Source organism: Dysgonomonas sp. ZJ279, assembly GCF_011039205.1.
Classification (GTDB): Bacteria; Bacteroidota; Bacteroidia; order Bacteroidales; family Dysgonomonadaceae; genus Dysgonomonas.
In genome coordinates this window covers 170,012-194,655 of sequence record NZ_JAAKEL010000004.1, presented here as the reverse complement: position 1 = coordinate 194,655, position 24,644 = coordinate 170,012, and the positions used below count along the sequence as shown (strand labels likewise).

Sequence of the window (24,644 nt, the reverse complement as noted above, 5' to 3'; positions counted from 1 at the left end):
ATAATGAATAAAGTGTTAATAAAATATTCTTGACCCCGAGAATACGTATTTACTGTTTTGCTTGGCAGGTTTCCTGACTTACTCCATCTTTGAATATCCTTCCCATCGTACCAGTTATCAGTCATCAGTCATCAGTCATCAACTAGATTGTTGTTCACTGTTTACTGTTCACCGTTTACTGTTTCTGACAGTGGTATGAGTATTATTCAAAGACTTAAGAAGAGTTTACAGTAGCGGGCACTGTCTCGGATTTTAACCGAATTCCCTTTTAAATACAATAGACGATTGTCCATTAGTATCACCTAAGCGGTTGCAAAGATAGTCTTAATAAATGTTATAGGAAATAGTTTCAATAAAATAAATAAAACTTATGTATATATAAATATGATTTATAGTGTTCATTTCATATTTTTGTAATAAGAATCAGTTTTATGAGCAAGATATCCAATTTTCTTATTGCAGCCACATCATCAGGATCAGGAAAAACGACCTTGACCTTAGGCTTATTGAGGGCATTAAAGAACAGACAATTAGAGGTGCAACCCTTTAAGTGTGGTCCAGATTATATAGATACTAAATACCATGATTTGGCATCGGACGGCCATTCTATTAATCTGGATTTGTTTCTGTCTTCCCCCGGTCATGTGAAGCAATTATATGCAAAACATAGCGCAAGTAAAGATGTTTGCGTCACCGAAGGTGTTATGGGACTTTTCGATGGGTACGATCGTATGCAGGGAAGCAGTGCACAGATAGCCGAATTAATTGATATTCCTGTTGTACTCGTTATTAATGCTAAATCGATGGCATATTCGGCAGCGGCAATGCTATATGGATTTAAAAATTTCTATAAGAATATAAATGTTGTAGGTGTTGTTTTCAATTTTGTAGGTTCAGAAAGCCATTACCATTTCCTTAAAGAAGCATGTAAGGATGTTGGAATAGAGCCTTTAGGTTATCTTCCTAAGCAAACGGATATAGAAATACCGTCACGCCATCTGGGATTAAGTCTCGATAAGGAATTTTGTTTCGACGATTTTGCTGATAAAGTAGCTTTACTTATTGAAGAACATATCGATATAGATCGTTTGCTGGAAATAACAAAACAAGAGAGACCTGTTGTTTGCCTAGCGGATAAAAAGATAACAAATAAAAACTTAGAAATTGCTGTTGCTTATGACGAAGCATTCAATTTCTTCTATTACGAAAATATAGAGTATTTGAAAGAATTAGGAGATATTACTTTTTTTAGTCCTCTGTGGGATAAGGAACTACCGAAAGCAGACTTTATTTATCTTCCCGGTGGATATCCCGAATTACATCTATCAGAATTGAGCGAAAATAAATCGATGCACGAGAGTATCAGAAATTACATCGAAAATGGAGGTAAGCTATTAGCTGAATGTGGTGGAATGATGTATTTATGCTCATCTATTGCAGATAAGGATGGAAATGCTTATCCAATGGTAGATGTTTTGAAACAAAATGCTACTATGCAACAAATGAGGTTAAAGTTGGGTTACCGTAGTTTCAATTACAATGGGCAGAATATTAAAGGGCACGAGTTTCATTATTCTAAAATCGCAGATGCGGAAGACTCTATTTCTATTGCTAAAATATATAATGCAAAAGGTATAGAAGTGGATGCCAAATTATTTCGTTACAAAAATCTGATTGCAGGTTATACCCATATTTATTGGGCACAACTGGATTTATTGAGTCTTTTTGAATAAACAAAATATTGTTATGAGAATATATACACGAGGTGGAGATAAGGGCAAAACAGGAATACACGGTGGTCAGCGTGTGGATAAAGATGATATACGTATTGAAGCAAACGGTTGCCTCGACGAACTGAACAGCATGATAGGTGTTGTACGTGCTTATCTGTCTGATGAACATGAATGGCAGCAATTATTATTTCTTATACAATCTGAAATGATGGTTGTTATGTCGCATGTGGCAACACCTTCCGATATACGCGAAAAGAATCCGAATAAACTGTCTGATAATTTAGTTACGCTATGTGAGGGGCAAATCGATAACCTGACGAATAAAATGGGTCAAAATTCTCACTTTATTCTTCCGGGTGGCAATTTGGTTTCTGCACATCTGCAATTAGCGCGAACTATTGCCCGCCGTGCAGAACGTAGATTGTGGACGCTGAATAAAATAGATGAACTACCTCCTATTATATTACAATTTGTAAATCGCTTATCTGATTTATTCTTTGTCATGGCACGTTTCGAGATGAATCAGCAAGGTGATGTAGAAGAGCGATGGAAAGATTTTCTGTATAAAAAGAAAAGAGACTGAATGCACTATTCAGTCTCTTTTTGCATATAATATTTGGCGAGAATTCGATATAAACATCAGGTAATTATGAGCTCGTCTCTATCTTTCGCCCGCTCTGTCATCCCGATATACAGTGAGGGATCTTGACTACTCCTTGGAATAGGATAACAGATCCCTCACTACGTATCGGGATGACAAGTTCAAGTAAAAAAATATCAGTTATTGTTCCTTTCCTTAATATGGAACTCACTTTATTTACTAAACTTTATTGCTAAACTTACAAAGAATGTACGCCCGGGAGATAGCGTAGCATAGCTACTTCCATAAGGTCTGTCATCTACAAAATCAAATAAGTTCTCAACACCAAAGCCAGGTTCAAGTACAACACCATTCATACTTTTGAATGTATGGTTTGTCGATAAATTCCACAATTGATATGTACGTGCCCATTCGTTCGAAAAATATCTTTTGCTTTGCAGACGTCCGTTGAAATTGAAGTTTGATCTGAATAATCCCCAATCTTTAGCATAGTTTACATTCACATTTCCCGTATGACGGCTTATACGTTGAAGATCTTCTCCTGTTTCCAGATTTTTAGCTCTTACATAAGCATATCCCCCACCTGCAGTAAGGCCTGCGCCAATGTAATAGTTGAACGATACATCGAATCCTCTGATACGTGCTTTATCCCTGTTCACATATTGGTCTCTCTTTGGAAAACCATTTTCTACATCTTCGGGCAATGGTGTAACACTTTCTTTTTCAATAATGTTTTTAACTTCATTAATGTAGCCGTTTATCGATGCGGTAAATTTACCACTGATATATTCGGTACCAATCGAGTAATAGTTTGAAGTTTCAGGTTTTAAGTCCAGATTACCTACAGTAACAGTTTCTTTTGTACCATATGACTCATAGTAAAGCTGTTTTAAATCGGGAACTCTGAATCCTGCTGCATATGATGCCCTGAAATTTACGTTATCGAGCGTATACATTGCTGACAATTTAGGTGTTAATTTACTATTGAATGTTTCGTGATATACATATCTGATACCCGGTACAAACTGTAATTTATTATTCAGCAATCTTATTTCGTCCTGTGCATAGATAGCTGATGTATAAACATCTTTCGATCCGTCTCTTACATCAGTTTCATTTTTCAGGTAATCGATTCTATATTCGGTACCGACTGAAATTTTATTATATTGTCCGGCATTAAATACACCTTTCAGATTGGCATTATAGTATTTTTGACGACGAACAAATACTTCATCTCCGGCTACGACTCCGGTTTTCGTATTATCAGCTATATATACTTGCGAATAATCGAAGTTGTCCGTATTCAAATCCAATGAGATAACACCTTCATTTTTGAGAAGATATTTACCACCCAAACCGATCGAATAATCTTCGTATAGCATATTATATGCTGATACACTTGGTACGCGTATATATTTTTTATCATAAAGACTACCTTCCACATACACGCTTAATTGTTTTGTTGGAGCAACAGAAAGCTTCTGACTTAATATATCGGAGTAAAAGCGCATGGATGCTTGCGCTTCGGTATCCACGAGTTCGCCTGTTTTACTGTCTACTGTTTTCGAGTTTAATTGCCATCCATCTGATTGATTCCGTTGGTATGCCGTAGAAGATGAAAATATTCCCAGATTCAAATCTACATTTATACCTTGAGTAAACTGTCCATATTCCGAATAACGTGTATTACTCGATGCGAAAACTTTCTCTTTACGCTTGTCGGTAATAATGTTTACTACACCGGCTATGGCTTCCGAGCCATAAAGAGACGATGCAGCACCTTTAAGTATTTCGATACGTTTCACATTATTCATATTGATACGTGAGAGGTCGATATTTCCACTTACATCACCTGCAAGCCTTCTACCATCTATCAATATAAGAATATACCTATTGCTTAAACCGTTTAGCTGCATATATGTACCCATAGCATTTGGGCTGAATGTAAAGGATGGATTAAGAGCAATCATTGCATTCTCAAAAGTAGGAATATTCACATTTCTTAATTCCTTCTGCGATATTACTTCTATTGCAACAGGCGATTCTTGCGAACGGCGATGTGTTCCTGTCCCTGTAACAACAACTTCATTGAGATTTAGAAATGATTTTACTAATGTAAGTACAATATCTTCTTTCGAGCCATTTACATCTAGACGAGTAGCTTCGAAGTCCATACGACTAGCTCTTAGAGTGTAGTCCCCATTCGGGACATTGTTCAGTTCAAAAAAACCATTTGCATTGGTAACTGTTCCAATTGTCGTTTTTTCGAGACGTACTGTCGCATTTGCAATTGGGCGGTCAGTTTCGTCGACTACCCTCCCTTTTAATGTGATTTGTGCACATAAAACATTAACAAAACAGCACAACAATGCTGTAAAAAATACTTTCTTCTTCATTGAGAATAAATAGAATAAGATGTTAATAACTTATACTCTTGACCCCGAGAGTACATAAATTAATGTATTTTGCCTGGCAGGTTTCCTGACTTACTCCATTTTGAGCGCCTTCCCATCATATCAGTCATCAGCCATCAGTTATCAACGAAATTGTTGTTTACTGTTTACTGTTCACTGTTTCTGACAGTGGCAAGAGGGTTGCTCAAAACTTAACAAGAGTTTCACAGTAGCGGGCACTGTTTCGGATTCTAACCGAATTCCCTTTTAATACAAAAGATGGATATCTTTTTGTATCACCTAAGCAGATGCAAAGGTAGGATTTTTATACTTTTTATAACATATATTAAAGAAAATAGATGTCTATTATAATATCATAAATTAAATCTATATCGTATAATTTCTAATCACTAAAATAAATATTTTTAAAATTGTAATTTTTCTTATATATTTACAATTTAAATCTATAATTAAAAACACCATAAAATAATTCTTCTCTATTATCAACTTAAATATAACAACATGAAATTAACTATCAAGAGTATAATGATGTCTGCGACAGCCTCATTAATGCTATTCAGTTCTTGCTCAAGTACTGAGCCCAACACCCTAACCGCTGAAGAAGCAGCTGACGGTTGGGTTTTATTATTCGATGGCAAGACGATGAACGGTTGGCGCGATTACAACGACTCCGTACTAACCGAACCATGGCATGTAGTAGACGGCTGCATCCAAGCCAAAGGTGACGGAAGTGATGCCAGCGGTTACATCGTCAGTGAAAAACAATACGAAAATTTCGAACTATCGTGGGACTGGAAGCTATTTAAAGGCGGAAACAGCGGTATGCTATACCATGTAGTAGAGCGTCCACAATTTGCAGTACCTTATGTCACAGGACCTGAATACCAACTGATAGACACCCCTAACTTTCCCGAACCACTCGAAGACTGGCAAAAACTAGGCGTAGACTATGCCATGCATTTACCAGACACAACATTGATGAAAGTAAATCCCTACGGAGAATGGAATAACTCGAAAATCATATTTGATAACGGTCATGTGGAACATTGGCTGAACGGCGTGAAAATATTAGAATTCGAAGCATGGACAGACGATTGGTTCGACCGTAAAAACAGTGGTAAATGGGCACATGCTCCTGAATATGGTTTAGCAAAAAAAGGCGTATTCTGCTTACAAGACCATGGTTACCCGGCATCTTTCCGCAATATAAAAGTAAAAGAACTTCCACGCAAATCGAAAGAAGTATCACTCTTTAATGGAGTCGATCTCAAAGGTTGGGAAAAATACGGCACAGAGCTATGGTATGTAAAAGACGGATTACTTATCTGCGAGAGCGGTCCCGATAAACAATATGGTTATCTGGCTACCCGCGAGTATTATAATGATTTCGATCTGTCAGTAGAATTCAAACAAGAAGCAGACGGAAACTCAGGCGTATTTATTCGATCATTCATCGAAGAAGACGTAAAAGTAAACGGATGGCAAGTAGAAGTAGCACCAAAAGGTCACGACACAGGCGGCATCTATGAATCTTATGGTCGAGGCTGGTTAATCCAAATACCAGACGAAAAAGAATCAATTCTAAAAGAAGGAGAATGGAATACACTTCGCATCAAAGCCGTTGGAGACAATGTAACAACCTGGTTGAATGGCCAAGAGATGGTTAATTTCGATGACGCTAAGATTGGAGCAGGCCAAGGACGTATCGCACTACAGATTCACGATGGTGGCGGTATAAAAGTATTATGGAGAAATCTGAAGGTCAAAACTTTGTAATATATAACTATAATAACATATAATAAAGGCTGCATAGATCAATCTATGCAGCCTTTATGTTTTATATAAATTATATACAGATTACTTAGTAGCTGAAGATTGTACTTTATCAAGAACACGTAAGTAGTTACCGCCCCATATCTTAGCTATATCTTCTTCGGAATACCCTTTTCCTATTAGCTTTACAGTGATGTTGATTAAATCGTTCGCTCCTGAACAGCCTATCACGCCTCCACCACCATCGAAATCGGAGCCGATACCTACATGGTCTATACCTGCTACTTTAGCGATATGGTCGATGTGATCGATAACATCTGTCAGACTCGCTTTTTTAGGGTCTTTATTTACAAACATGTCTACAATTGCAACTTGTACTACTCCACCATTCTTAGCAATGGCACGCAGTTGATCGTCAGTCAGATTTCTGTCTTTATTACATAATGCCCGAGCCGACGAATGAGTTGCTACAACTGGCTGAGAAGATAGTTTTATTACATCCCAGAAAGTGCTTTCTCCCGAATGAGAGAGATCGATAATCATTCCCAAGTTGTTCATCTCGCGTATCACATCTTCACCAAATGGACTTAACCCCTTCCACTCTTGGGTAGATGCAGCATTCGATGTATCGCAAATATCATTGTCCTTATTGTGACACAAGGTCATATAACCGACGCCCATTTTCTTGTAGCGAGCCAGATTACTAATATCTTTACCTATGCCATAACCATTCTCCACACCGATAAATACAGCTTTCTTACCTTCTCCTTTCAATCTGATAAGATCGTCTTTTGTGTATGCAATATCACACTTATCTTTGTTCATGCCCACTTGCTTATGTACCCCTTCTATCAAGCCTGTGATATAGTCGACAGCCTTTTGCGAAGAAGCTTTATCTCGTTCACCTTGTCTTATATAAGCAGCCATATAGACACCATCCAGTTTGCCTTCTTCCATTTTAGGTAGGTTTACCTGATTAGTATCTCTGTTAGCAATATTAAAACCCGTTTTCTTAAATTCTAAAGGCGTATCTGTATGCGTATCAACAGATAGAATACGTTGATGTATTTCTTTCGCCTGACGATAAATATTAGCTTCTTTTACCATAAATTTAAATATTTCGAGCATCGTCTTATCGCCACCCATTACATGAGCTTCGGGATGCCATTGGATTGCTAAAATAGGTCTGTTGGGATAAGCTTCGATTCCTTCTATGACACCATCTGTAGCGGTTGCAACGGCTTTAAATCCGGGTGCTACATCTTTTACGGCCTGATGATGGAACGAGTTTACAAACAATTCTGTTTTATCATCAACAACAGCAGCTAATTGCGAACTGGGAGCTACTGATACATAATGTGTTCCTATTTCACGAGCTTCGGTCTGTGAATGTTTTACACTCTTATTTTCGTACTGAGAAGGAATATCCTGAATGAGTGTACCTCCGAATGCTACATTGATTAATTGCTCACCACGGCAAATGCCAAGCACAGGCACATTACGATCTGTTGCAAATTTAAGTAACATCAGCTCATATTCATCTCGTAAAGTATCGGTATCTAATGTTTCTGTATTAGGTTCTTCGTTGTAATATGCAGGATTGACATCACCACCACCCGAAAGAACAAGTCCATCGATACGTTTTACGATATCTAGCAGTGTAGCAGGATCTGTTGTTACTGGTATGATGACAGGGATACCACCTGCTTTTACAATAGATTCTGTATAAGCTGTTGCAATCCGCGAAGCATCGTTATTACTGTAACTAGCCGAAACGCCTATATAAGGGGCATGATATGTTCGATGATTTGTAGCAGCAGAATCTGTTACATGAAATATTTTTTTCAAGCTCAGAGCATCATTTGATTCCTGTGCGTTTATCGATCCGCTAGCGAATAGAGAGCAGAGGATAGTGCTAAATAAAAACTTTTTCATATTATGTTATCTTTATTTTAATCAACATTTTCAGTAGCAATTTGTTTAACCCAATCTTTACCCTCCGATAAGCGGGTTACTAATAACGAACATACTACGTTTCCGGTAGAATTGAGTAAAGTTGCAGGAATATCTACAATAGTGGCTATGATTAATAATGTACCTGCCAGTTCGGGTGAAAATCCGAAGATAGAGCAGATCAGTAACTCGCCTGTCATTCCGCCACTTGGGATAGCACCAACAACAGCACCGACAAGCAAAGCTACTCCTATTATCATAAACATATTGGATGATACCATAGACTCCTGTCCGAAGATAGTAAGTAGAAAAATAATCTTAATGATAGCTGACATTACCGAACCGTCTTTGTGCATATTTGTTCCTAATGGAATTACTGTCTCAGCTATATTAGCAGGAACGCCCATCCGTTTAGATGCTTCTATATTGACAGGTATACAAGCGGCGCTCGATGATGTTGCTATGGCTGTTAACGAAGGGGTTAGCATGTTTTTCCAAAATGAAACAAGTCCTTTTTTACCACCTGCCAGAAGTACATAGATTGAGTTTATACCGAAAAAGATAATGCATGTAAGCATAAGATATAAAAGGAAAACATGCAGATAACCATTTAGTATCTGTTCGCCGAGCCTCCCCACTGTATTTGCAAAATAACAACCCAGACCGATGGGTGCAGCATACATTATCATATTCATCATCTTTAAGATAACATTAGTTACAGCATTTAGAAAGTCGGCAACGGGTTTACCCTTCTCTCCCGAAAAAGCAGTAGCCATTCCAAAAAGTATAGAGAATATAATAAGAGGTAGCAAATTCGCTTTAGTAAGTAGCTGAGTAAAATCGGAAACTGTAAATGTATTAACAAATATTTCGGATGATGATAATTGATTTATTTGCACTTGCTGAACTGTATTCAGTAAAAAATCTGTTTTATCAATTCCTTCCAAAGGATTGTAGAATAGAGTGAAAGTATATGCGACTACAGCAGCTATAAGAGCTGTTGCCATAAATACGAAAATAATATTACGTATCACTTTCCCTACCATGTTCGACTGCTTCATATTACAAATGGCAGACGATACACTGAAAAATACTAATGGGACAATAAGTGCAAATATGAGGTTAAGGAATACATCCCCTACAGGTTTTACTATTGTTGCTCCTTCGCCGAAAATAACACCACTGATACCTCCTATTAAAATACCTCCTATCAGGCAAAGGGTGAAAGCGTAATTCTTTAGAATATTCATCTATATAAGTTAACTATTTTTCCAACTGTAAAACTACACTTTCTTTTTCAAACAAGTTGTTTGTCAGACTCTATATTTAGCTTACAGGAAGATGGTACGACTTGAAAATATCCTCTGCGTGTTCTATATCTTCATTTGTTGGCGATTGGATATCTTTCAATTGATATTGTTTTCCTATTTGTTCCCATTTGTGAATACCCATCTGGTGAAAAGGGAGTATATCTATTCTTTCTATATTGTCGAACTGAGAAACATATTTAGCCCAATCGTGAAGGTCTTTCTCGTCATCTGTAAATTGTGGAACGAGCACATAGCGTAACCACACAGGCTTTTTTATTTCATGCAAATACTCTATGAAATTCAATGTAGGTTCAAGAGGTCTTGCGGTGAGATCATTATACTTGTCGGGATTTATGTGTTTTATATCAAGCAAAACAAGGTCTGTATATTGTAATACTTCCTTTATCTTATCATTCAGCAGATAGCCAGAAGTATCTATAGCTGTATGTATACCTTGTTTTTTACATAATTCAAAAAACTCCAGTATAAAGTCTGGTTGTAATAGCGGTTCTCCACCCGATATTGTTACACCGCCATTTTTTATAAAACTTTTTACTTTCGATACTTCTTGAAAAGCATCTTCAGGACTTATCTCATATTTATAGTCATTCATCTTCCAAGTATCCGGGTTGTGGCAATAAAGACAACGCAGAGGACAGCCTTGCATAAAGAATACAAAGCGGATGCCTGGACCATCTTTTGTTCCGAAGGATTCATAAGAATGAATATAACCTTTCATTACATATCTTTTATAAATAAACAGAGAGGACATATAATATGTTCCTCTCTGTTCAATTTTTTTTATTATCAGAACGATGCTGTGATAGTCCTGTTTATCACATCTAATTGTTGTTCTCTCGTCAGCTTTATAAAATTAACGGCATAACCTGAAACACGTATTGTCAATTGAGGGTATTTCTCAGGATGATCCATTGCATCAATAAGCAGATTACGATCGAATACATTTATATTCAAATGCTGCCCTGTCTGTAAGAAGTACCCATCCATCAAGCCTACCAGATTTGATTTCTTTTCTTCAGTATTTTTACCCAATGTACCAGGTGTAATGGCGAATGTATAAGAAATACCATCGTTGGCATCCTCGAACGGAAGTTTGGCAACGGATGATAAAGAAGCGATAGCACCTCTCGTATCACGTCCGTGCATAGGATTGGCTCCCGGACCAAATGGTTCACCCGAACGGCGGCCATCAGGAGTGTTACCTGTTTTCTTACCATATACTACATTGGATGTAATAGTCAGTACCGACTGTGTAGGAATAGCGTTCTTGTACATCTTATGTGTACGTATCTTATTCATAAACAGTTCAACAATCTCCACTGCAAACTTGTCTGTATTATCATCGTTGTTGCCGAATGGAACATAAGAACCTTCTACGACATAATCGACGGCATCACCGTTTTCGTCACGTATTACACGCACTTTACCATATTTGATAGCTGCAAAAGAGTCGGCTACAATGGAGATTCCCGCAATACCAAAGGCTTGTGTACGGCGAACGTCAACATCATGCAGAGCCATTTCTAAGGCTTCATACGAATATTTATCGTGCATATAGTGGATGATATTCAATGCTTTAACGTAGGTTTCGGCAAGCCAGTCGAGAAGCTTATCAAATTTTGTCCATACTTCATTAAAATCGAGATAATCACCTGTTACTTTTTCAAATATCTCAGGGGTTACCTGTACTTTTGTTTTCTCATCTTTGCCGCCATTAATAGTGTATAATAATGCTTTGGGTAGATTGGCTCTTGCACCGAAAAATTGCATTTGTTTACCAATATCCATTGGCGAAACACAACAAGCAATACCATAGTCATCGCCAAGCTGCACTCTCATCAAGTCGTCATTCTCATATTGTAGCGAAGATGTATCGATAGATACCTTTGCACAATATTTTTTCCAAGTTTCGGGTAAATCCTGACTCCAAAGAACAGTGAGATTTGGTTCGGGAGCAGGTCCAAGATTATATAATGTATGTAGAAGGCGATAACTGTTTTTAGTCACCATGCTTTTACCCGACATTGTCATCCCTCCTATCGACTCTGTTACCCAAACCGGATCGCCTGAGAATAGTTCATCGTATTCGGGGGTGCGAAGGAAACGGACAATACGCAGTTTCATTACGAAATGATCCATCAGCTCCTGTGCTTGTTCTTCTGTAAGAATACCACTCTTAATATCTCTTTCTATATAGATATCCAGAAAGGTTGATACCCTACCCAAACTCATTGCAGCGCCATTCTGGTCTTTAATTGCACCTAAATATCCGAAGTATGTCCATTGAATAGCTTCCTGAGCAGTTCGGGCAGGTTGGGAAATATCAAAACCATAAGAAGCAGCCATTCGTTTCAAGGCTTTGAGTGCTTCTATTTGTGAACTCAATTCTTCCCGCAAACGGATAAGGTCGTCAGTCATTTCAGTCGGATCACATTCCTCAAATCTGATTTGACGCTCTGTCAATAACCTATCAACACCATAGAGAGCCACACGGCGGTAATCACCGATAATACGTCCTCTACCATACGCATCGGGAAGCCCTGTTATAATTGCATTGCTCCTAGCCTTACGTATACTATCGGTGTAAGCTGCAAATACGCCTTCGTTGTGGGTTCTCCTGTATTTGGAGAATATCTCAGATACAGTGTCGTCTATTTTATAACCATATTCGGCTAAACTTTGTTTTACCATGCGCAGACCACCGTTTGGAAAAATGGCACGCTTAAGGGGTTTGTCGGTTTGGATACCTACTATTTTTTCAAGATCTTTATCAATATAGCCTGCCCCGTAAGCATCTATTTGAGATGGTATACGAATCTCAGCATCGTAAACTCCTTTGGCTTTTTCTATAAGAAACATTTCGCTCAATAGTTTCCATAGTTTATTAGTAGCATCGGTAGCTCCTGAAAGGAAATTTTCGTCACCGGTATATTCTGTATAGTTCTCTAATATAAAATTGTTTACATCGATATCTTTTTTCCATCGTGTACCATTAAAACCAGTATATGAATCCATATCTATAGAGTGTTTGTATAAATGTTGTACAAAAGTATATAACTGGGCGTTCATATACAATCTTGTCGAAAGATTATAACAATCGTTGAGTATAATTAACCGGTAGATAATTGTATTTTCTAAAATATATTTGCCATTCATTAGCAACAGCAAAACACTTGTATTGAAAGGTAGCAGAATAAAATTTCAAATAATGAAAAAAATAAAGGGCGTTTTAGTTTTTGTTTTACAAAATGAAAATTAAATCTTTTGTATAGAAGATTTGAACCGAAATTAGAGTGAAAATATCACTGAAAAAGGGTTCGTTTTGAGTGCTTTTAATATAATTTTGAAGTGGAAAAATACTATATACAATCGTTCAAATAAAAAGGACTTTGTATTTGTCAAATACTATGATAACACAAATAAAAATATCACAAGGTTAAGCATCTTTATCAAATTAAAATTTGATAATTCTGTGAAAGTTTGTGTAAGGTGGGAAAGAGTCTGCGAAGTGATTTTGCGGACTCTTATTTTTTCTATAATTAGAGAATATCTATATTTGTAATTCTGTCTCTAATCTATAAATTATAGTAAAATGGCTCTCTGGAATCCCTGGCATGGTTGTCATAAGTTAAGTGTAGGATGCAGGCTTTGTTATGTATACAGAGGAGATGCTAAGCGCGGTATTGATAGCTCTATCGTTACTCAAACCAAAACTTTCGATTTGCCAACACGGAAAAATCGTAAAGGAGAATATAAGATTGTATCGGGTACAGAAGTAGCTACATGCTTCACTTCCGACTTTTTCGTAGAGGATGCTGATATCTGGCGGCAAGAGGCATGGCAGATGATAAGGGAACGAAGTGACCTTACTTTTCTGATGATAACGAAGCGCATCGATCGTTTCCATTTATGCCTTCCTGACGATTGGGGCGATGGCTATGAAAATGTCACGATTTGTTGTACTGTCGAAAATCAGGATAGAGCCGATTATCGTTTACCTATCTACTTGAATGCCCCCATAAAACATAAAATAATTATCTGTGAACCCATTCTTGAATCAATCGACCTGACCTCTTATCTCGATGCGAGTATAGAACAAGTGGTAGTCGGTGGAGAATCGGGAAACGGTGCCACAACTTGTAATTATGATTGGGTACTAACTCTCCGAAAACTTTGTGCTGAACGTAAGATTTCATTCTGGTTTAAACAGACAGGGGCTAAGTTTATGAAAGACGGACAATTATATAATATCCGTCGACACTTTCAGCATTCGCAGGCTCGTAAAGCAGGAATTAATATTTTGGAGCCAAAAAGAAAAAAATAGCATTACAATAGATTACCTTTGCAGTATGAAAACAAAGATTCAACTAGATACAATATTGTCTAATCTGGGCATTGATGCCTTAAACGAAATGCAGATTGCAGCTCAGTCTGCAATAATTAACGAAAAGGATACAATACTTTTATCACCGACAGGCTCAGGTAAAACAATTGCGTTTTTACTTCCCATACTGGAATTATTAAAAGCAGATGTGAAAACTGTACAATGTTTAGTAATTGTACCTTCCCGCGAACTTGCTATCCAAATAGAACAGGTTTGGAAGAAAATGGGCACAGGCTATAAAGTAAACGTTTGTTATGGTGGACATTCTATCGATACGGAACTGAAAAATTTAACGAATCCTCCTGCCCTACTAATTGGTACACCCGGACGATTGACCGATCATCTAGAACGCGAATCTTTCTCTACCGATTCAATACATACATTAGTATTAGACGAATTTGACAAATCGTTGCAACTTGGGTTTCAAGACGAGATGAGTACTATTATTAGTCAACTACGCAATATGGAAAAGAAGATTTTAATATCAGCGACTTCAGATGTTGAAATTCCCGATTTTATACAAGTTGCATCACCGAAGACTTTAAATTATACAGAAGAAGAAAAGAGCAATGCTCTTTCTATAAAGCTTGTCTTATCTCCTGATAAAGATAAAGTGGATACTTTATTCCAACTTATTTGCTCATTCAACTCAGAACCTGCACTGATCTTTTGTAATCACCGTGAAGTGGCAGAACGTATCAGCGATTTACTCACAGCTAAAGGCATACAAACAGGTTATTATCACGGAGGAATGGATCAGGATGACCGCGAACGTGTTTTGATTCAGTTCAGAAATGGCAGTTTACGTTATCTTGTTACTACAGACCTTGCAGCACGAGGGCTGGATATACCCGAAATGAAGCATGTAGTACATTATCATTTACCATCTAAAGAAAGCGAGTTTACACACCGTAATGGCCGTACGGCTCGTATGCATGCGCATGGAACAGCTTATATTTTACTATTCAAAGATGATAAAGCTCCCGATTATATACCCAATAATTTAAACGTTTTAAAAGTTCCTGCGAATAAGTCGTTACCCGAACGCCCCGAATTTGCAACAATCTACGTAAGTGGAGGTAAAAAGAATAAACTTAATAAAGGTGACATTGTCGGCTTCTTTTTACAGATAGGGCAGCTTGATAAAGCGGACTTAGGATTAATCGAAGTAAAGGACTTTATTTCGTTTGCCGCTGTTCGTTCATCTAAAGTCAAATCTTTACTGACTATTATTAAAGATCAAAAAATGAAAGGCAAAAAATACAAGATAGAGGTAGCTCGCAATGTGATTAAAAAAGAAGAAGAGTAATATTTATTTAGAATTTTTGGACAATAAAACAATAAGCGCAATGACTGAATAATCATTGCGCTTATCTATTCCTACAAATATTAAACTTTACTTGGAGAACAAATAAGAACAGATGTAGATTTATTTATCCATTCTTTGTTAAAGTGAAATAATTTATCAAAATTCTCCAAACTTATAACGATTAAATTCTGCTTATTGAGAAAAGCTTCGTTTATATATTCTAAGCTCACAGATCGAATGTGATTTGGTGCATTATGTTCAATCAATCTGATACGTTCTTTTATTGTATGATTTTCTTTGTCAGACTGATCGAGTATTGAAATTTGTGCATCTGCGTTATGAATAAGTTTCTGTGCATATGTGATAAGGAATTCATCTCTTTCATTGAAAATAGGGATAAATACATTATCAATTTCCTCTAATTCTTTATCTACCAATATGCCAACCGGTATTTTAGTTTTAGCCAGTATTAAACGTGTGTTGTTATCAATTAGAGAGTTTTCGATCAGTTTTTCTTTTCCCGTCACGGTATTTATCAATTTTTCGGGATTAATAATTTGTGTCGTAAAACCAAACACACGACCCAGTACACTTCCTTCGAAAATCGATTCTTCTAAATTCATCAGTAGTAAATCATGATCCCCCTTATTCGCTATATCAACAACATCGGAGGCAATATCATTCGATATTTTAAATAACGATATTATTTTACGATTTAGAGAATGTGCTTCTGCAATTACGGGAGCAAAGCTCTCTTTTTCATATATATCGGTATCTATCTGATGCAATCCGCTTGAAGATGCAAAATGGATAGCCGTAATGGAAGTATTATCGTCCACCCTTTTCGACAAACCGTTCGCTAACTTTACTAATGCTGCTCCTTTCGATGGATTACGGAAAAACAAGAGTAATTTATATCGGGCAAGATCATACATCTTCTCATTAACAACTTCTTTATCGGTTTTGAATATTTTATGGATTAGGTTTAGAGATGGTCCGGTCATGAAAGTGGTGACAAGAGCCATTATAACCATCATTGCGAATGTCTCAGCATTTAAGACGCCCAATTCATACCCTATATTCAAAACAACGAGTTCCATCAATCCTCGTGTATTCATCAATGTGCCAATCGTAAGACTATCGCGCCAGTTTTGTCCAACAAATCTTGCTGCTAAAGCACTCCCTACAAATTTACCAATTACAGCTACCAGAATTATTATGCCGGTAATACCCCACAGAGCAGGATCATTTAATAATCCGATCTCTGTTCTTAATCCACTGATAACAAAAAATAGAGGCAGAAGTAAAACTAAGGCTACATCTTCGATCTTTTCGATAAACATACTTCTAAAACGCATATTCGAAGGCATAATAACACCTGCCATAAAAGCACCGAAAAGCGCATGAATACCAATTGTTTCTGTAATAAAAGATGATATAAGCAATACAAGGAAAAACAATGCAACCATCGATTTTCCTAAATTCTTTTCAGACTGATACAATTCGCCTATTCTTTTCAAAAAAGGGCGTACCATTTTCATCATGAAAAAGACATAAGCTACTGCTAATAGTATAGTATATAATGAACTGACAAATGATCCTGCTTTTACAATCGCGATAACAACAGCCAGCAAGCACCATGCTGTAATATCGTCGGCGGCAGCACAGGTAATAACAACAGCTCCCAGTTTAGTTTTGTGAATACCTCGTTCCTGAATGATACGAGCCAATACAGGAAACGCTGTAATACTCATCGATATACCTATGAATAGAGCAAAAGATGAAAATTCGACATGTTCGGGAGCATGAGCCGTATATATAAAATAGGCCAACCCAACACCTAATGTAAATGGAATTATGATACTTGCATGGCTAATTACAATCGCCTCATGCGCTTTGTTTCGAAGAACTTTCAGGTTTAATTCCATACCTATGACGAACATGAATAATATTAGTCCGATCTGACTTAAAATATTTAAATTACCTAGTGATTGTAGCGGGAATAAAAACTCTGAAACATCAGGAAAGTACATACCAAGTAGAGATGGTCCGAGGACTATCCCTGCCAAAATTTCGCCAATAACCATTGGTTGTCCAATTTTTTTAAACATCCACCCGAAGATTCTGGCTACGATAATTATAATGATTATTTGAAGTAATAATAATCCTATCGAATGATGTAGGTTGCCTATGATAGAATTCATAAATTCTTGAAAAGCTGAATTCTCTAAAGATTTGGATACAATCCCTCTCCCATTTTCCAATCCTTTACCTGTGGATATAATCCAATACATTAGTGATGAGAAGCCGCCTATGATGATGATATAGAAAAATATATTCCTGATTTTTTTCATGCTCTGATCTGTAATTTTACAATTAAATATTAATTTGAATGTAAATTTATGTATATAAACAAATGAAAAACCGGAAAGGAAATGAAATCAGGTAAAAATGTAACAAGGCAGGGAAATACTGAGATGAAATCTTACTTATGGATTGGTTTTCTTCATAAAATCTATTCTGTATATATCAGATAGAAAAAAATGAATTGGAGTTTCATTATGGATAATTGAGGTGATTATTTCATCATAAGAAAAGTATTGAATTATTCTTAACGCAATAATTTCTTTTTTATTGATGCGACAAAATAAATTATCAGGCAATAGATCTAAAAGTTTATCAAAAGAGATGTTTTTAAGGATGAGAATTTTTCCATCAGACAGATGCACCATCTTATCTCGGCTATCGGTATCTGAGATTGTTATATAATTGATCTGATCGAAGTAAAGTAAAGCTTTTCCTTTTTCACTGTTCAATTGAACAAAGGTCTTCTCTTGTCGGGCTTTCTCAACCCTTTCGATAGCTTTATCAATGGCTTGTTTCAATCGATCTCGTTGAATGGGTTTACGGACATAGTCGACTGCATTTAGATCAAAAGCTTCTGCTGCATATTCTTTGTAGGCAGTGACAAATATAATTGCTTTGTCTTTTAATAGATTAGCTATCTGCAAGCCATTCATGCCACCCATCTCTATATCGAGAATACAGACATCAAATTCTAAAAGATGAATTTCTTCCAGAAATACTTGAGGATCATTAAAAGCCTTGACTACTTCTACTTCAGAAAATTGCTCGCATAGTAACTTCAAATAAGTTAAGCCGGGCAATTCATCGTCCAGAATCAAGCATTTTAGTTTTGTATTCATTCAGATTGATTTTTAAATGAGCTATGAATGCATCATCGTCTATTATTCGTTCCAATTCGTAACAACCTTTATATAGTATATCCAGTCGTTGCTCGAATGTCACATTCCCAATTCCACTTTTTTCTTTCTTTAAACTGGCTTTTGGAGATATTTTATTTGATACTGTCAGTGTAAATACATTGTCTTTAAATCCAAAAACGATCGAAATATACGCATCTTTGCTTTGTAGATCAGCATGTTTAAATGCATTTTCAATCAAGTCGATGGTAATAAGCGGTGCTAATACTTTCTGTGCATATAGCGATGCTGTTTCGTCTATTTTTGTTTTTATGGTCAATTCGAACAAAGGGCTTAATTTAATCCTATTTACTTCAATTAGGTCTTTCGCAAATTCAATTTCTTCTTTTGGTGTAACATATCTGTTTTTGCTCTCGTAAAGGATATAATCAAGAATATTTGCCAGTTTATCCAAAGCAAAATAAGTCTGGTAAGCATGCGATTGTACCGAATTTAATATATTCTTGAATAAATGAGGATTCAGTACAGTCTCGATTGTTCCTAAATGAATATCATTATTGCCTTTCTGTATAGTATTAAGACGATTTTCTATGTATTTCTTCTGCTTTTCTGATCTCTGTAAACGCAGCCATAGATATATAACAATAGAAATAGCTCCTATAATTATAAGTATTAAAATAATAGTTGTTGCCATATTTAGAGATACATTAAAAACAATGTAAAATTAATATTATATTTAAGAAAAACAGCCACTTGTTTTATTATGATTATCGTATGCCCTATTCATCTCATAATTATAGTATGAGGTAAAACGTTATAATTAGTAGATAGTTTTAATTAAAAAAGGCAAGTAATAAATACTTGCCTTTTTTATATTTAGTCTAATGACTTGATCTAATATTATAAATTTGGATTATTCGTTGTTTCTGAAGCCGGAATAGCAAACAAATAATAAGTGCTATTTGGAGCAAAAGCATCCCCTGAAGGAAACTTAGTAATGGTATGACCTTTTATGTATACAGCCTCACCTCCTACTTCAACAGGTTTCCCATCAATTACCAATGCGGTATTGTTCGGAACAGCCTTGCGTTCAACAGCTTTTTGACGTCTGATAATATCAGATAGAGAAAATCCTTCACCAAACAATTCTTTACGTCTTTCGATGAGTATTACCTCTATAAGATCTTTTTTATTTAGACCAGATAAATTTGGCTTATCCGCATTACGTGCACTCCTAAGCTCATTCAATTTTGCAATTGCCAATGGTAACTTATCTTGTTCTGCATACGCCTCTGCTTCAATCAATACCATTTCAGCTTTTCTCATTAAAACAATATCAGCAGTCTCATCGCTACGAAGCAAGAATTTCTTGTACATTAAAGCGCCCTTATATCTACTTAAATCCCACTCAAACAATTGATAACGGATATCATTTTGGTCAAAAAAATCTTTGAAATATGGGTCGGCAAGAAAACTATAATAACCGGATGATTTAGAAGATACATCTTTGTATTGAAAACTGTAGCTAGCTGTATTTTGCTCCGTTGTTTGTCCATGTCCCCATATCCATTCGGCATTCCCTAAATCATTAAAGCCTTGCAAATAGCTGGCTGTAGCCATCCATGAATAACTTGATTGTGCTTTTTCGGCATACGATTGAGCTTCTGCCCAGTTACTGGTTTGAAGATACAATCGTGCTAAAAGTCCTGCTATAACATTCTTATCTATCTTATATTTTAGACCGGATCTATTGTAGTCTCCAATAGTTTTGTAAGCCTCAGTAAGGTCATCTTCAGCCCTTTTAAATACGTCTTTTAATTGGCTTTTTGGTTTACCTTCTGTTAATATGCTCGATGGTTCAGTATAAATAGGAACGCAAAGTGCTGCAGGATCTTTTTCATAAGATAATGCGTAGAACGATGCCATATTAAGATAAATATACCCTCTTAAAGCCAAAGCTTGAGCTTTCACTCTTGCTTTCGTTTCGGGTTTTCCTTCAACACCATCTATTCTCGCTATAATGTTGTTCATATTATCTATAGTCTTATAAGCCAACGTCCAGGCGGCAGTAACAGATGTAGTACTTGTACTCGACATTGTAGAAAACTCGTAATGTCCAATGTAACCATATTTGCCCGGTTGGATTGCAATATCACTACCCATCGCATCACTTGCCAACAAGACAGATGTCCATCCCGGATTTTGGTATGTAAAGTACGTATCGAAAAGATAACTCCATGTTCCGTTTAATACCTTATCTGCATTGTCTGCATTTTCGAAGACCAGTTCACTATTGACTGAATTTGTCGGATCAATATCCATATCGCATGAATAAAGTGTTACTCCTAACAAAAGCGCCCAAAATGAATATATAATTTTTTTCATATTAATATTTCTTTTTTAGATTCGATAATTGTTTAAAACGATAGATTCATTCCGAATGAAAATGTTTTCATTGCCGGATATCTAAAGTAAGATACCCCATTTACACTTTGTTCCGGGTCTAATCCTTGTTCTCCAAATACTGTCAACAAGTTTTCTCCCTGTATATACAATCGACAAGCACCTATTTGAGCTTTATTCAATAAAGATGTAGGAATATTATAACCTAAAGTAATATTTTTCATACGTAGATAATCTCCATCGACTAAAAAACGGGTAGATTGGCTAGTCCATGCATTTGCTGTAGAAGTCTGCATACGAGGAACATCAGTATCTCTATTTTCCGGAGTCCAACGTTTCAATATTTCTTCCGACATCGCACGACCTGCGGTTCGTCCATTATTCAAAATCATTATCTTATCTTGATTATATATCTTTCCACCAAGTGCGTATGCAAATAAAGTTGAAAAGTCAAAATCACGGAACGTAATACTTGTACTAAATCCTCCTACAAGATCAGGTATAGCCGAACCCGCTACTATTTTTGAGTTGGTAGTATTTGCTTCATTGTAAACTTTTGTTTTTACTCTGTTTCCGTTAGCATCGGTTTTATACCATTGTGCCAATCCATCAGTAGGATCTACTCCGGCCCACTCTACTAAGAAAAAATCATATACTGAACCTCCTTTTGTTAATATTTTGTTGCTTGTTATAATAGGATCCTGTGGCAAGTCGGTAATTTCATTTTTATATTGGGTTACATTTGCCGAGATAGTCCATGTTAAATCTTTTGTTTTGATAGGAGTACCTGTTATCATTATTTCATAACCAACATTTTTCAGTGCACCTGCGTTTGCTGTGTAGCCACTGTATCCGGTAGAAAGAGCCTTAGGTATATTAAATAGCAAATCTTTAGAACGACGGTTAAAATACTCTATCGATCCGGTTAATCTATTATCGAATAATCCGAAGTCTACACCGAGGTTGAAATTCAGATTTGTTTCCCACTTCAAATTAGGGTTAGACATATTTTCTTTTACAAAACCAGATTCTCCAAGATTATTTTTTATAGAAAAGAGATCTTGATATGCGTAATATATTTCGTTACCACTACTATCATTTATTCTATCATTACCTTGTCCTCCATAACTGGAACGTATCGATAGCTTTGTTATTTCTCTAATATTTTTCATGAAGTCTTCTTCCGAAATTCTCCACGATCCCCCTACTGACCAGAATGTACCCCAGCGGGAATCAGGTGAAAATCTTGATGAACCATCGCGACGTATAGATGCTGAACCATAATACTTATGGTTGTAATTATAATCGATGTTACCGAAGAAGCTTAATAGTTTATAATTGTCGGAGAAGCCTGTAAAAGAATTAAGCTGACTTGCTGCTGCAGGTTCTTCGAGACCTAACGCCGGCAAACCGGTTCGTGTTCCTTCAATAAAGGCTGTGTTATATTCATAAAATTCTTGTCCGGCCAATATCTTAAAATTATGAATTGTATTAACCGTTCTGTTATAGGTAATAATATTATTACCTGTAAATCCGGTTGTACGGCTATTATACCTTGTTATTTCTCCCGGATAAGTATTATATGAACCGCTACCATACACAGGATTAGTGTAGTCATGGTCATTTTTATTAGTGTAATCAATGTTTAGACTACCTTTATACATCAACCCTTTATAAATATCTATTTCTACTGCCGTTCTTAAGGAAGCCATATCTCTGGTTATTCTATTATAGTCGAATGGAGAAGTTCCCAAGTGATTGTATTTAGGTACTGCCCCTGATGGACGATAAGGACCATAGTCAATAATTCTTTGTCCATCGGCTGTCTTAAGAAAAGCTCCTGTTTCAAGATCTCGTTCCCAAATAGGATAAAAACTAGGGATTAGACGAGCTGTATTCAATGTGTTGCTCGTGCTGCTATCATCACCTTGCGGTGCATTTTGTTTAGAGTGTATAAGTGATAAATTTGCAGAAACGCGTAACCCTTTTCTTAAATCGGCATTCAAGTTAACCCGTCCTGTATATCTCTTGAAATCAGAAGCTAAAGCAATACCTTGATCATTCAAATAACCTAATGAGATATAATAAGTGGAATTTTCACCGCCGCCACCAATATTAATCTGGGCTTCGGTACGGTTAGCATCTTGTGTATATGCATCTGACCAATTATCGTCCCAAAGAGGAGTAGCCCCACTTACTATTTTACCATCTGTGCCTACGGGTTGCGGAATTCTTGTTCCATAAGGATTGATACCTAGTGTAGATACAATATTCGATGATGCATAAGCAGCTGCTTCAGCCGGTGATTTATCGTTATAGTACAACTGATTGTTACGTAGAGCATCCCAATACAACATGAAATATTCATTTGTTGAAACTTGCTTATAATCAGCTACTGCACGCGAAGATACACCATATTTAAAACTGGCATCAATCTGTGCTTTTTGTCTTTTACTACCTTGTTTTGTTGTTATAATTATAAGACCATTAGCAGCACGAGAACCGTAAAGAGCCGTACCGGCAGCATCTTTCATTACATTAATAGATTCAATATCTGCGGGATTTATTGAGCTTAATGCACCATCAAAAGGAGCTCCATCTACAATATATAAAGGAGTACTCGAAGCATTAACAGATCCTATACCACGAATAAATATATCGGCATCTGAACCGGGCTGACCTGATACTGCTACAGATTGCACACCGGCAGCTGCACCTTGTAACAAACGAGATACACTACTTACCTGAGATTTTGCTATTTCTTTTTTACTTACTGTAGATGCCGAACCGGTATATCCGGCTTTTGATGCCGTACCATAAGCTACAACAATCACATCATCCAACTGTTGGTCGTTAAGATCTAATCTGACATTAAGAGTTCTACCTGAAACGACAACTTCTTTTGTTTCATAACCTAGAAAAGAAAATCTAAGCGTCGTAGAATTTGCAGCGTTAATAGAATACATACCATCAGCATCAGTGGTTGTACCTACACTTGTGCCTTTTATTGCGACAACTGCACCTGCAATAGGCTCGCCTGTCTCATCAGTCACTTTACCTTTTACTGCATCATTCTGAGCAAAGGCTAAAGAGAAATTTAAAATACATAAGAAGAGAAATAATAGTTTATTCTTCATAATTAGTAAAATTAAGCGTAATAAAAAGATGTTTTATTAGAGTATGTTATGAATTTTATAAATTAAAAATTTAAATGATAGAAAAATAGCTATCTAACCTTGTATATTAATACATAGTTAGTTAGTGGACTATCTATTGACTTGATATAATAACGAGCCAATTTATTCTTAATCCCTTATTTATAATATTGTTAGAGAGTTATTAGGAAAAGCATTACGTATGTTTATAATGATAGTGTTGAGAGCTAATTTTTTGACAAAGATACTATTTTTATGATAATTTTCAATAAATTATCACTAATAACAAGTAATTAATGCACATCTGACATACTCTAAAGAAGCTAAATGTGAGTATAAATTAGATTTTGAGGATAATACCAGT

Annotated in this window: 15 protein-coding genes and 2 riboswitches; of the genes, 5 read left to right on the top strand and 10 right to left on the bottom strand. The window is 36.3% G+C overall.

Annotated features, from left to right (window positions below; translation table 11 throughout):
* Positions 1–45: 45 nt before the first annotated feature.
* Positions 46–321: riboswitch (cobalamin riboswitch) on the bottom strand.
* 110 nt (positions 322–431) lie between these two features.
* Both G7Y57_RS07585 and G7Y57_RS07580 read left to right on the top strand, forming a co-directional pair.
* Complete coding sequence (locus tag G7Y57_RS07585) at positions 432–1,733, top strand: cobyrinate a,c-diamide synthase (RefSeq protein ID WP_165021758.1); 1,302 nt, start codon at positions 432–434, stop codon at positions 1,731–1,733.
* Positions 1,734–1,746: 13 nt separating this feature from the next.
* Complete coding sequence (locus tag G7Y57_RS07580) at positions 1,747–2,316, top strand: cob(I)yrinic acid a,c-diamide adenosyltransferase (RefSeq protein ID WP_165021756.1); 570 nt, start codon at positions 1,747–1,749, stop codon at positions 2,314–2,316.
* Positions 2,317–2,546: 230 nt separating this feature from the next.
* Here the strand turns inward: G7Y57_RS07580 and G7Y57_RS07575 are convergent, their stop codons facing one another.
* A complete protein-coding gene (locus G7Y57_RS07575; RefSeq protein WP_165021753.1) occupies positions 2,547–4,730 on the bottom strand; it encodes a TonB-dependent receptor in 2,184 nt (727 codons plus the stop codon).
* A 57-nt stretch (positions 4,731–4,787) separates the two neighbouring features.
* Positions 4,788–5,046: riboswitch (cobalamin riboswitch) on the bottom strand.
* Between the two features lie 203 nt (positions 5,047–5,249).
* Between G7Y57_RS07575 and G7Y57_RS07570 the strand changes: the two genes are divergently transcribed.
* A complete protein-coding gene (locus G7Y57_RS07570) occupies positions 5,250–6,524 on the top strand; it encodes a DUF1080 domain-containing protein (protein WP_165021750.1) in 1,275 nt (424 codons plus the stop codon).
* 81 nt (positions 6,525–6,605) lie between these two features.
* Here G7Y57_RS07570 and G7Y57_RS07565 read toward each other — a convergent pair whose 3' ends face one another.
* The 4 genes from G7Y57_RS07565 to pflB form a co-directional block, all read right to left on the bottom strand.
* On the bottom strand, positions 6,606–8,456 hold the full coding sequence (locus tag G7Y57_RS07565; protein WP_165021747.1) for a gamma-glutamyl-gamma-aminobutyrate hydrolase family protein: 1,851 nt from the start codon (positions 8,454–8,456) through the stop codon (positions 6,606–6,608).
* Positions 8,457–8,473: 17 nt separating this feature from the next.
* Positions 8,474–9,724, bottom strand: a complete 1,251-nt coding sequence (locus G7Y57_RS07560) for a dicarboxylate/amino acid:cation symporter (RefSeq protein ID WP_165021744.1) — start codon at positions 9,722–9,724, stop codon at positions 8,474–8,476.
* Positions 9,725–9,800: 76 nt separating this feature from the next.
* Entirely contained in the window at positions 9,801–10,523 is a 723-nt protein-coding gene (pflA, locus tag G7Y57_RS07555; protein ID WP_165021741.1) for a pyruvate formate-lyase-activating protein, read from the bottom strand.
* A 68-nt stretch (positions 10,524–10,591) separates the two neighbouring features.
* A complete protein-coding gene (gene pflB / locus G7Y57_RS07550; RefSeq protein WP_165021738.1) occupies positions 10,592–12,820 on the bottom strand; it encodes a formate C-acetyltransferase in 2,229 nt (742 codons plus the stop codon).
* Positions 12,821–13,397: 577 nt separating this feature from the next.
* Here pflB and G7Y57_RS07545 point away from each other — a divergent pair.
* Positions 13,398–14,129, top strand: a complete 732-nt coding sequence (locus G7Y57_RS07545) for a DUF5131 family protein (RefSeq protein WP_165021734.1) — start codon at positions 13,398–13,400, stop codon at positions 14,127–14,129.
* A 25-nt stretch (positions 14,130–14,154) separates the two neighbouring features.
* Entirely contained in the window at positions 14,155–15,498 is a 1,344-nt protein-coding gene (locus G7Y57_RS07540; protein WP_165021730.1) for a DEAD/DEAH box helicase, read from the top strand.
* Positions 15,499–15,578: 80 nt separating this feature from the next.
* Here the strand turns inward: G7Y57_RS07540 and G7Y57_RS07535 are convergent, their stop codons facing one another.
* From G7Y57_RS07535 to G7Y57_RS07515, 5 genes are all read right to left on the bottom strand, one after another.
* Positions 15,579–17,852: a cation:proton antiporter gene (locus G7Y57_RS07535; RefSeq protein ID WP_165021724.1), complete on the bottom strand. Its 2,274-nt coding sequence runs from the start codon at positions 17,850–17,852 to the stop codon at positions 15,579–15,581.
* Between the two features lie 135 nt (positions 17,853–17,987).
* Positions 17,988–18,704 carry a LytR/AlgR family response regulator transcription factor gene (locus G7Y57_RS07530; protein ID WP_165021721.1) on the bottom strand — a complete coding sequence of 239 codons (717 nt, stop codon included), beginning with the start codon at positions 18,702–18,704 and terminating at the stop codon, positions 17,988–17,990.
* Entirely contained in the window at positions 18,667–19,416 is a 750-nt protein-coding gene (locus G7Y57_RS07525; RefSeq protein WP_165021718.1) for a histidine kinase, read from the bottom strand. The genes G7Y57_RS07530 and G7Y57_RS07525 overlap by 38 nt, the downstream gene beginning before the upstream one ends.
* Before the next feature lie 206 nt (positions 19,417–19,622).
* A complete protein-coding gene (locus G7Y57_RS07520) occupies positions 19,623–21,107 on the bottom strand; it encodes a RagB/SusD family nutrient uptake outer membrane protein (protein ID WP_165021715.1) in 1,485 nt (494 codons plus the stop codon).
* Positions 21,108–21,139: 32 nt separating this feature from the next.
* Positions 21,140–24,262: a SusC/RagA family TonB-linked outer membrane protein gene (locus G7Y57_RS07515; protein ID WP_165021712.1), complete on the bottom strand. Its 3,123-nt coding sequence runs from the start codon at positions 24,260–24,262 to the stop codon at positions 21,140–21,142.
* Positions 24,263–24,644: the final 382 nt, after the last annotated feature.

Excerpts from the sequence above, each read along its gene's own strand:
- G7Y57_RS07535 (WP_165021724.1), bottom strand. The coding sequence starts at position 17,852 with ATGAAAAAAATCAGGAATATATTTTTCTATATCATCATCATAGGCGGC.
- G7Y57_RS07575 (WP_165021753.1), bottom strand. The coding sequence starts at position 4,730 with ATGAAGAAGAAAGTATTTTTTACAGCATTGTTGTGCTGTTTTGTTAAT.
- G7Y57_RS07570 (WP_165021750.1), top strand. The coding sequence starts at position 5,250 with ATGAAATTAACTATCAAGAGTATAATGATGTCTGCGACAGCCTCATTA.
- G7Y57_RS07515 (WP_165021712.1), bottom strand. The coding sequence starts at position 24,262 with ATGAAGAATAAACTATTATTTCTCTTCTTATGTATTTTAAATTTCTCT.
- G7Y57_RS07560 (WP_165021744.1), bottom strand. The coding sequence starts at position 9,724 with ATGAATATTCTAAAGAATTACGCTTTCACCCTTTGCCTGATAGGAGGT.
- G7Y57_RS07585 (WP_165021758.1), top strand. The coding sequence starts at position 432 with ATGAGCAAGATATCCAATTTTCTTATTGCAGCCACATCATCAGGATCA.
- G7Y57_RS07580 (WP_165021756.1), top strand. The coding sequence starts at position 1,747 with ATGAGAATATATACACGAGGTGGAGATAAGGGCAAAACAGGAATACAC.
- G7Y57_RS07520 (WP_165021715.1), bottom strand. The coding sequence starts at position 21,107 with ATGAAAAAAATTATATATTCATTTTGGGCGCTTTTGTTAGGAGTAACA.
- G7Y57_RS07525 (WP_165021718.1), bottom strand. The coding sequence starts at position 19,416 with ATGGCAACAACTATTATTTTAATACTTATAATTATAGGAGCTATTTCT.
- pflA (WP_165021741.1), bottom strand. The coding sequence starts at position 10,523 with ATGAAAGGTTATATTCATTCTTATGAATCCTTCGGAACAAAAGATGGT.
- G7Y57_RS07565 (WP_165021747.1), bottom strand. The coding sequence starts at position 8,456 with ATGAAAAAGTTTTTATTTAGCACTATCCTCTGCTCTCTATTCGCTAGC.
- G7Y57_RS07540 (WP_165021730.1), top strand. The coding sequence starts at position 14,155 with ATGAAAACAAAGATTCAACTAGATACAATATTGTCTAATCTGGGCATT.
- G7Y57_RS07530 (WP_165021721.1), bottom strand. The coding sequence starts at position 18,704 with ATGAATACAAAACTAAAATGCTTGATTCTGGACGATGAATTGCCCGGC.
- G7Y57_RS07545 (WP_165021734.1), top strand. The coding sequence starts at position 13,398 with ATGGCTCTCTGGAATCCCTGGCATGGTTGTCATAAGTTAAGTGTAGGA.
- pflB (WP_165021738.1), bottom strand. The coding sequence starts at position 12,820 with ATGGATTCATATACTGGTTTTAATGGTACACGATGGAAAAAAGATATC.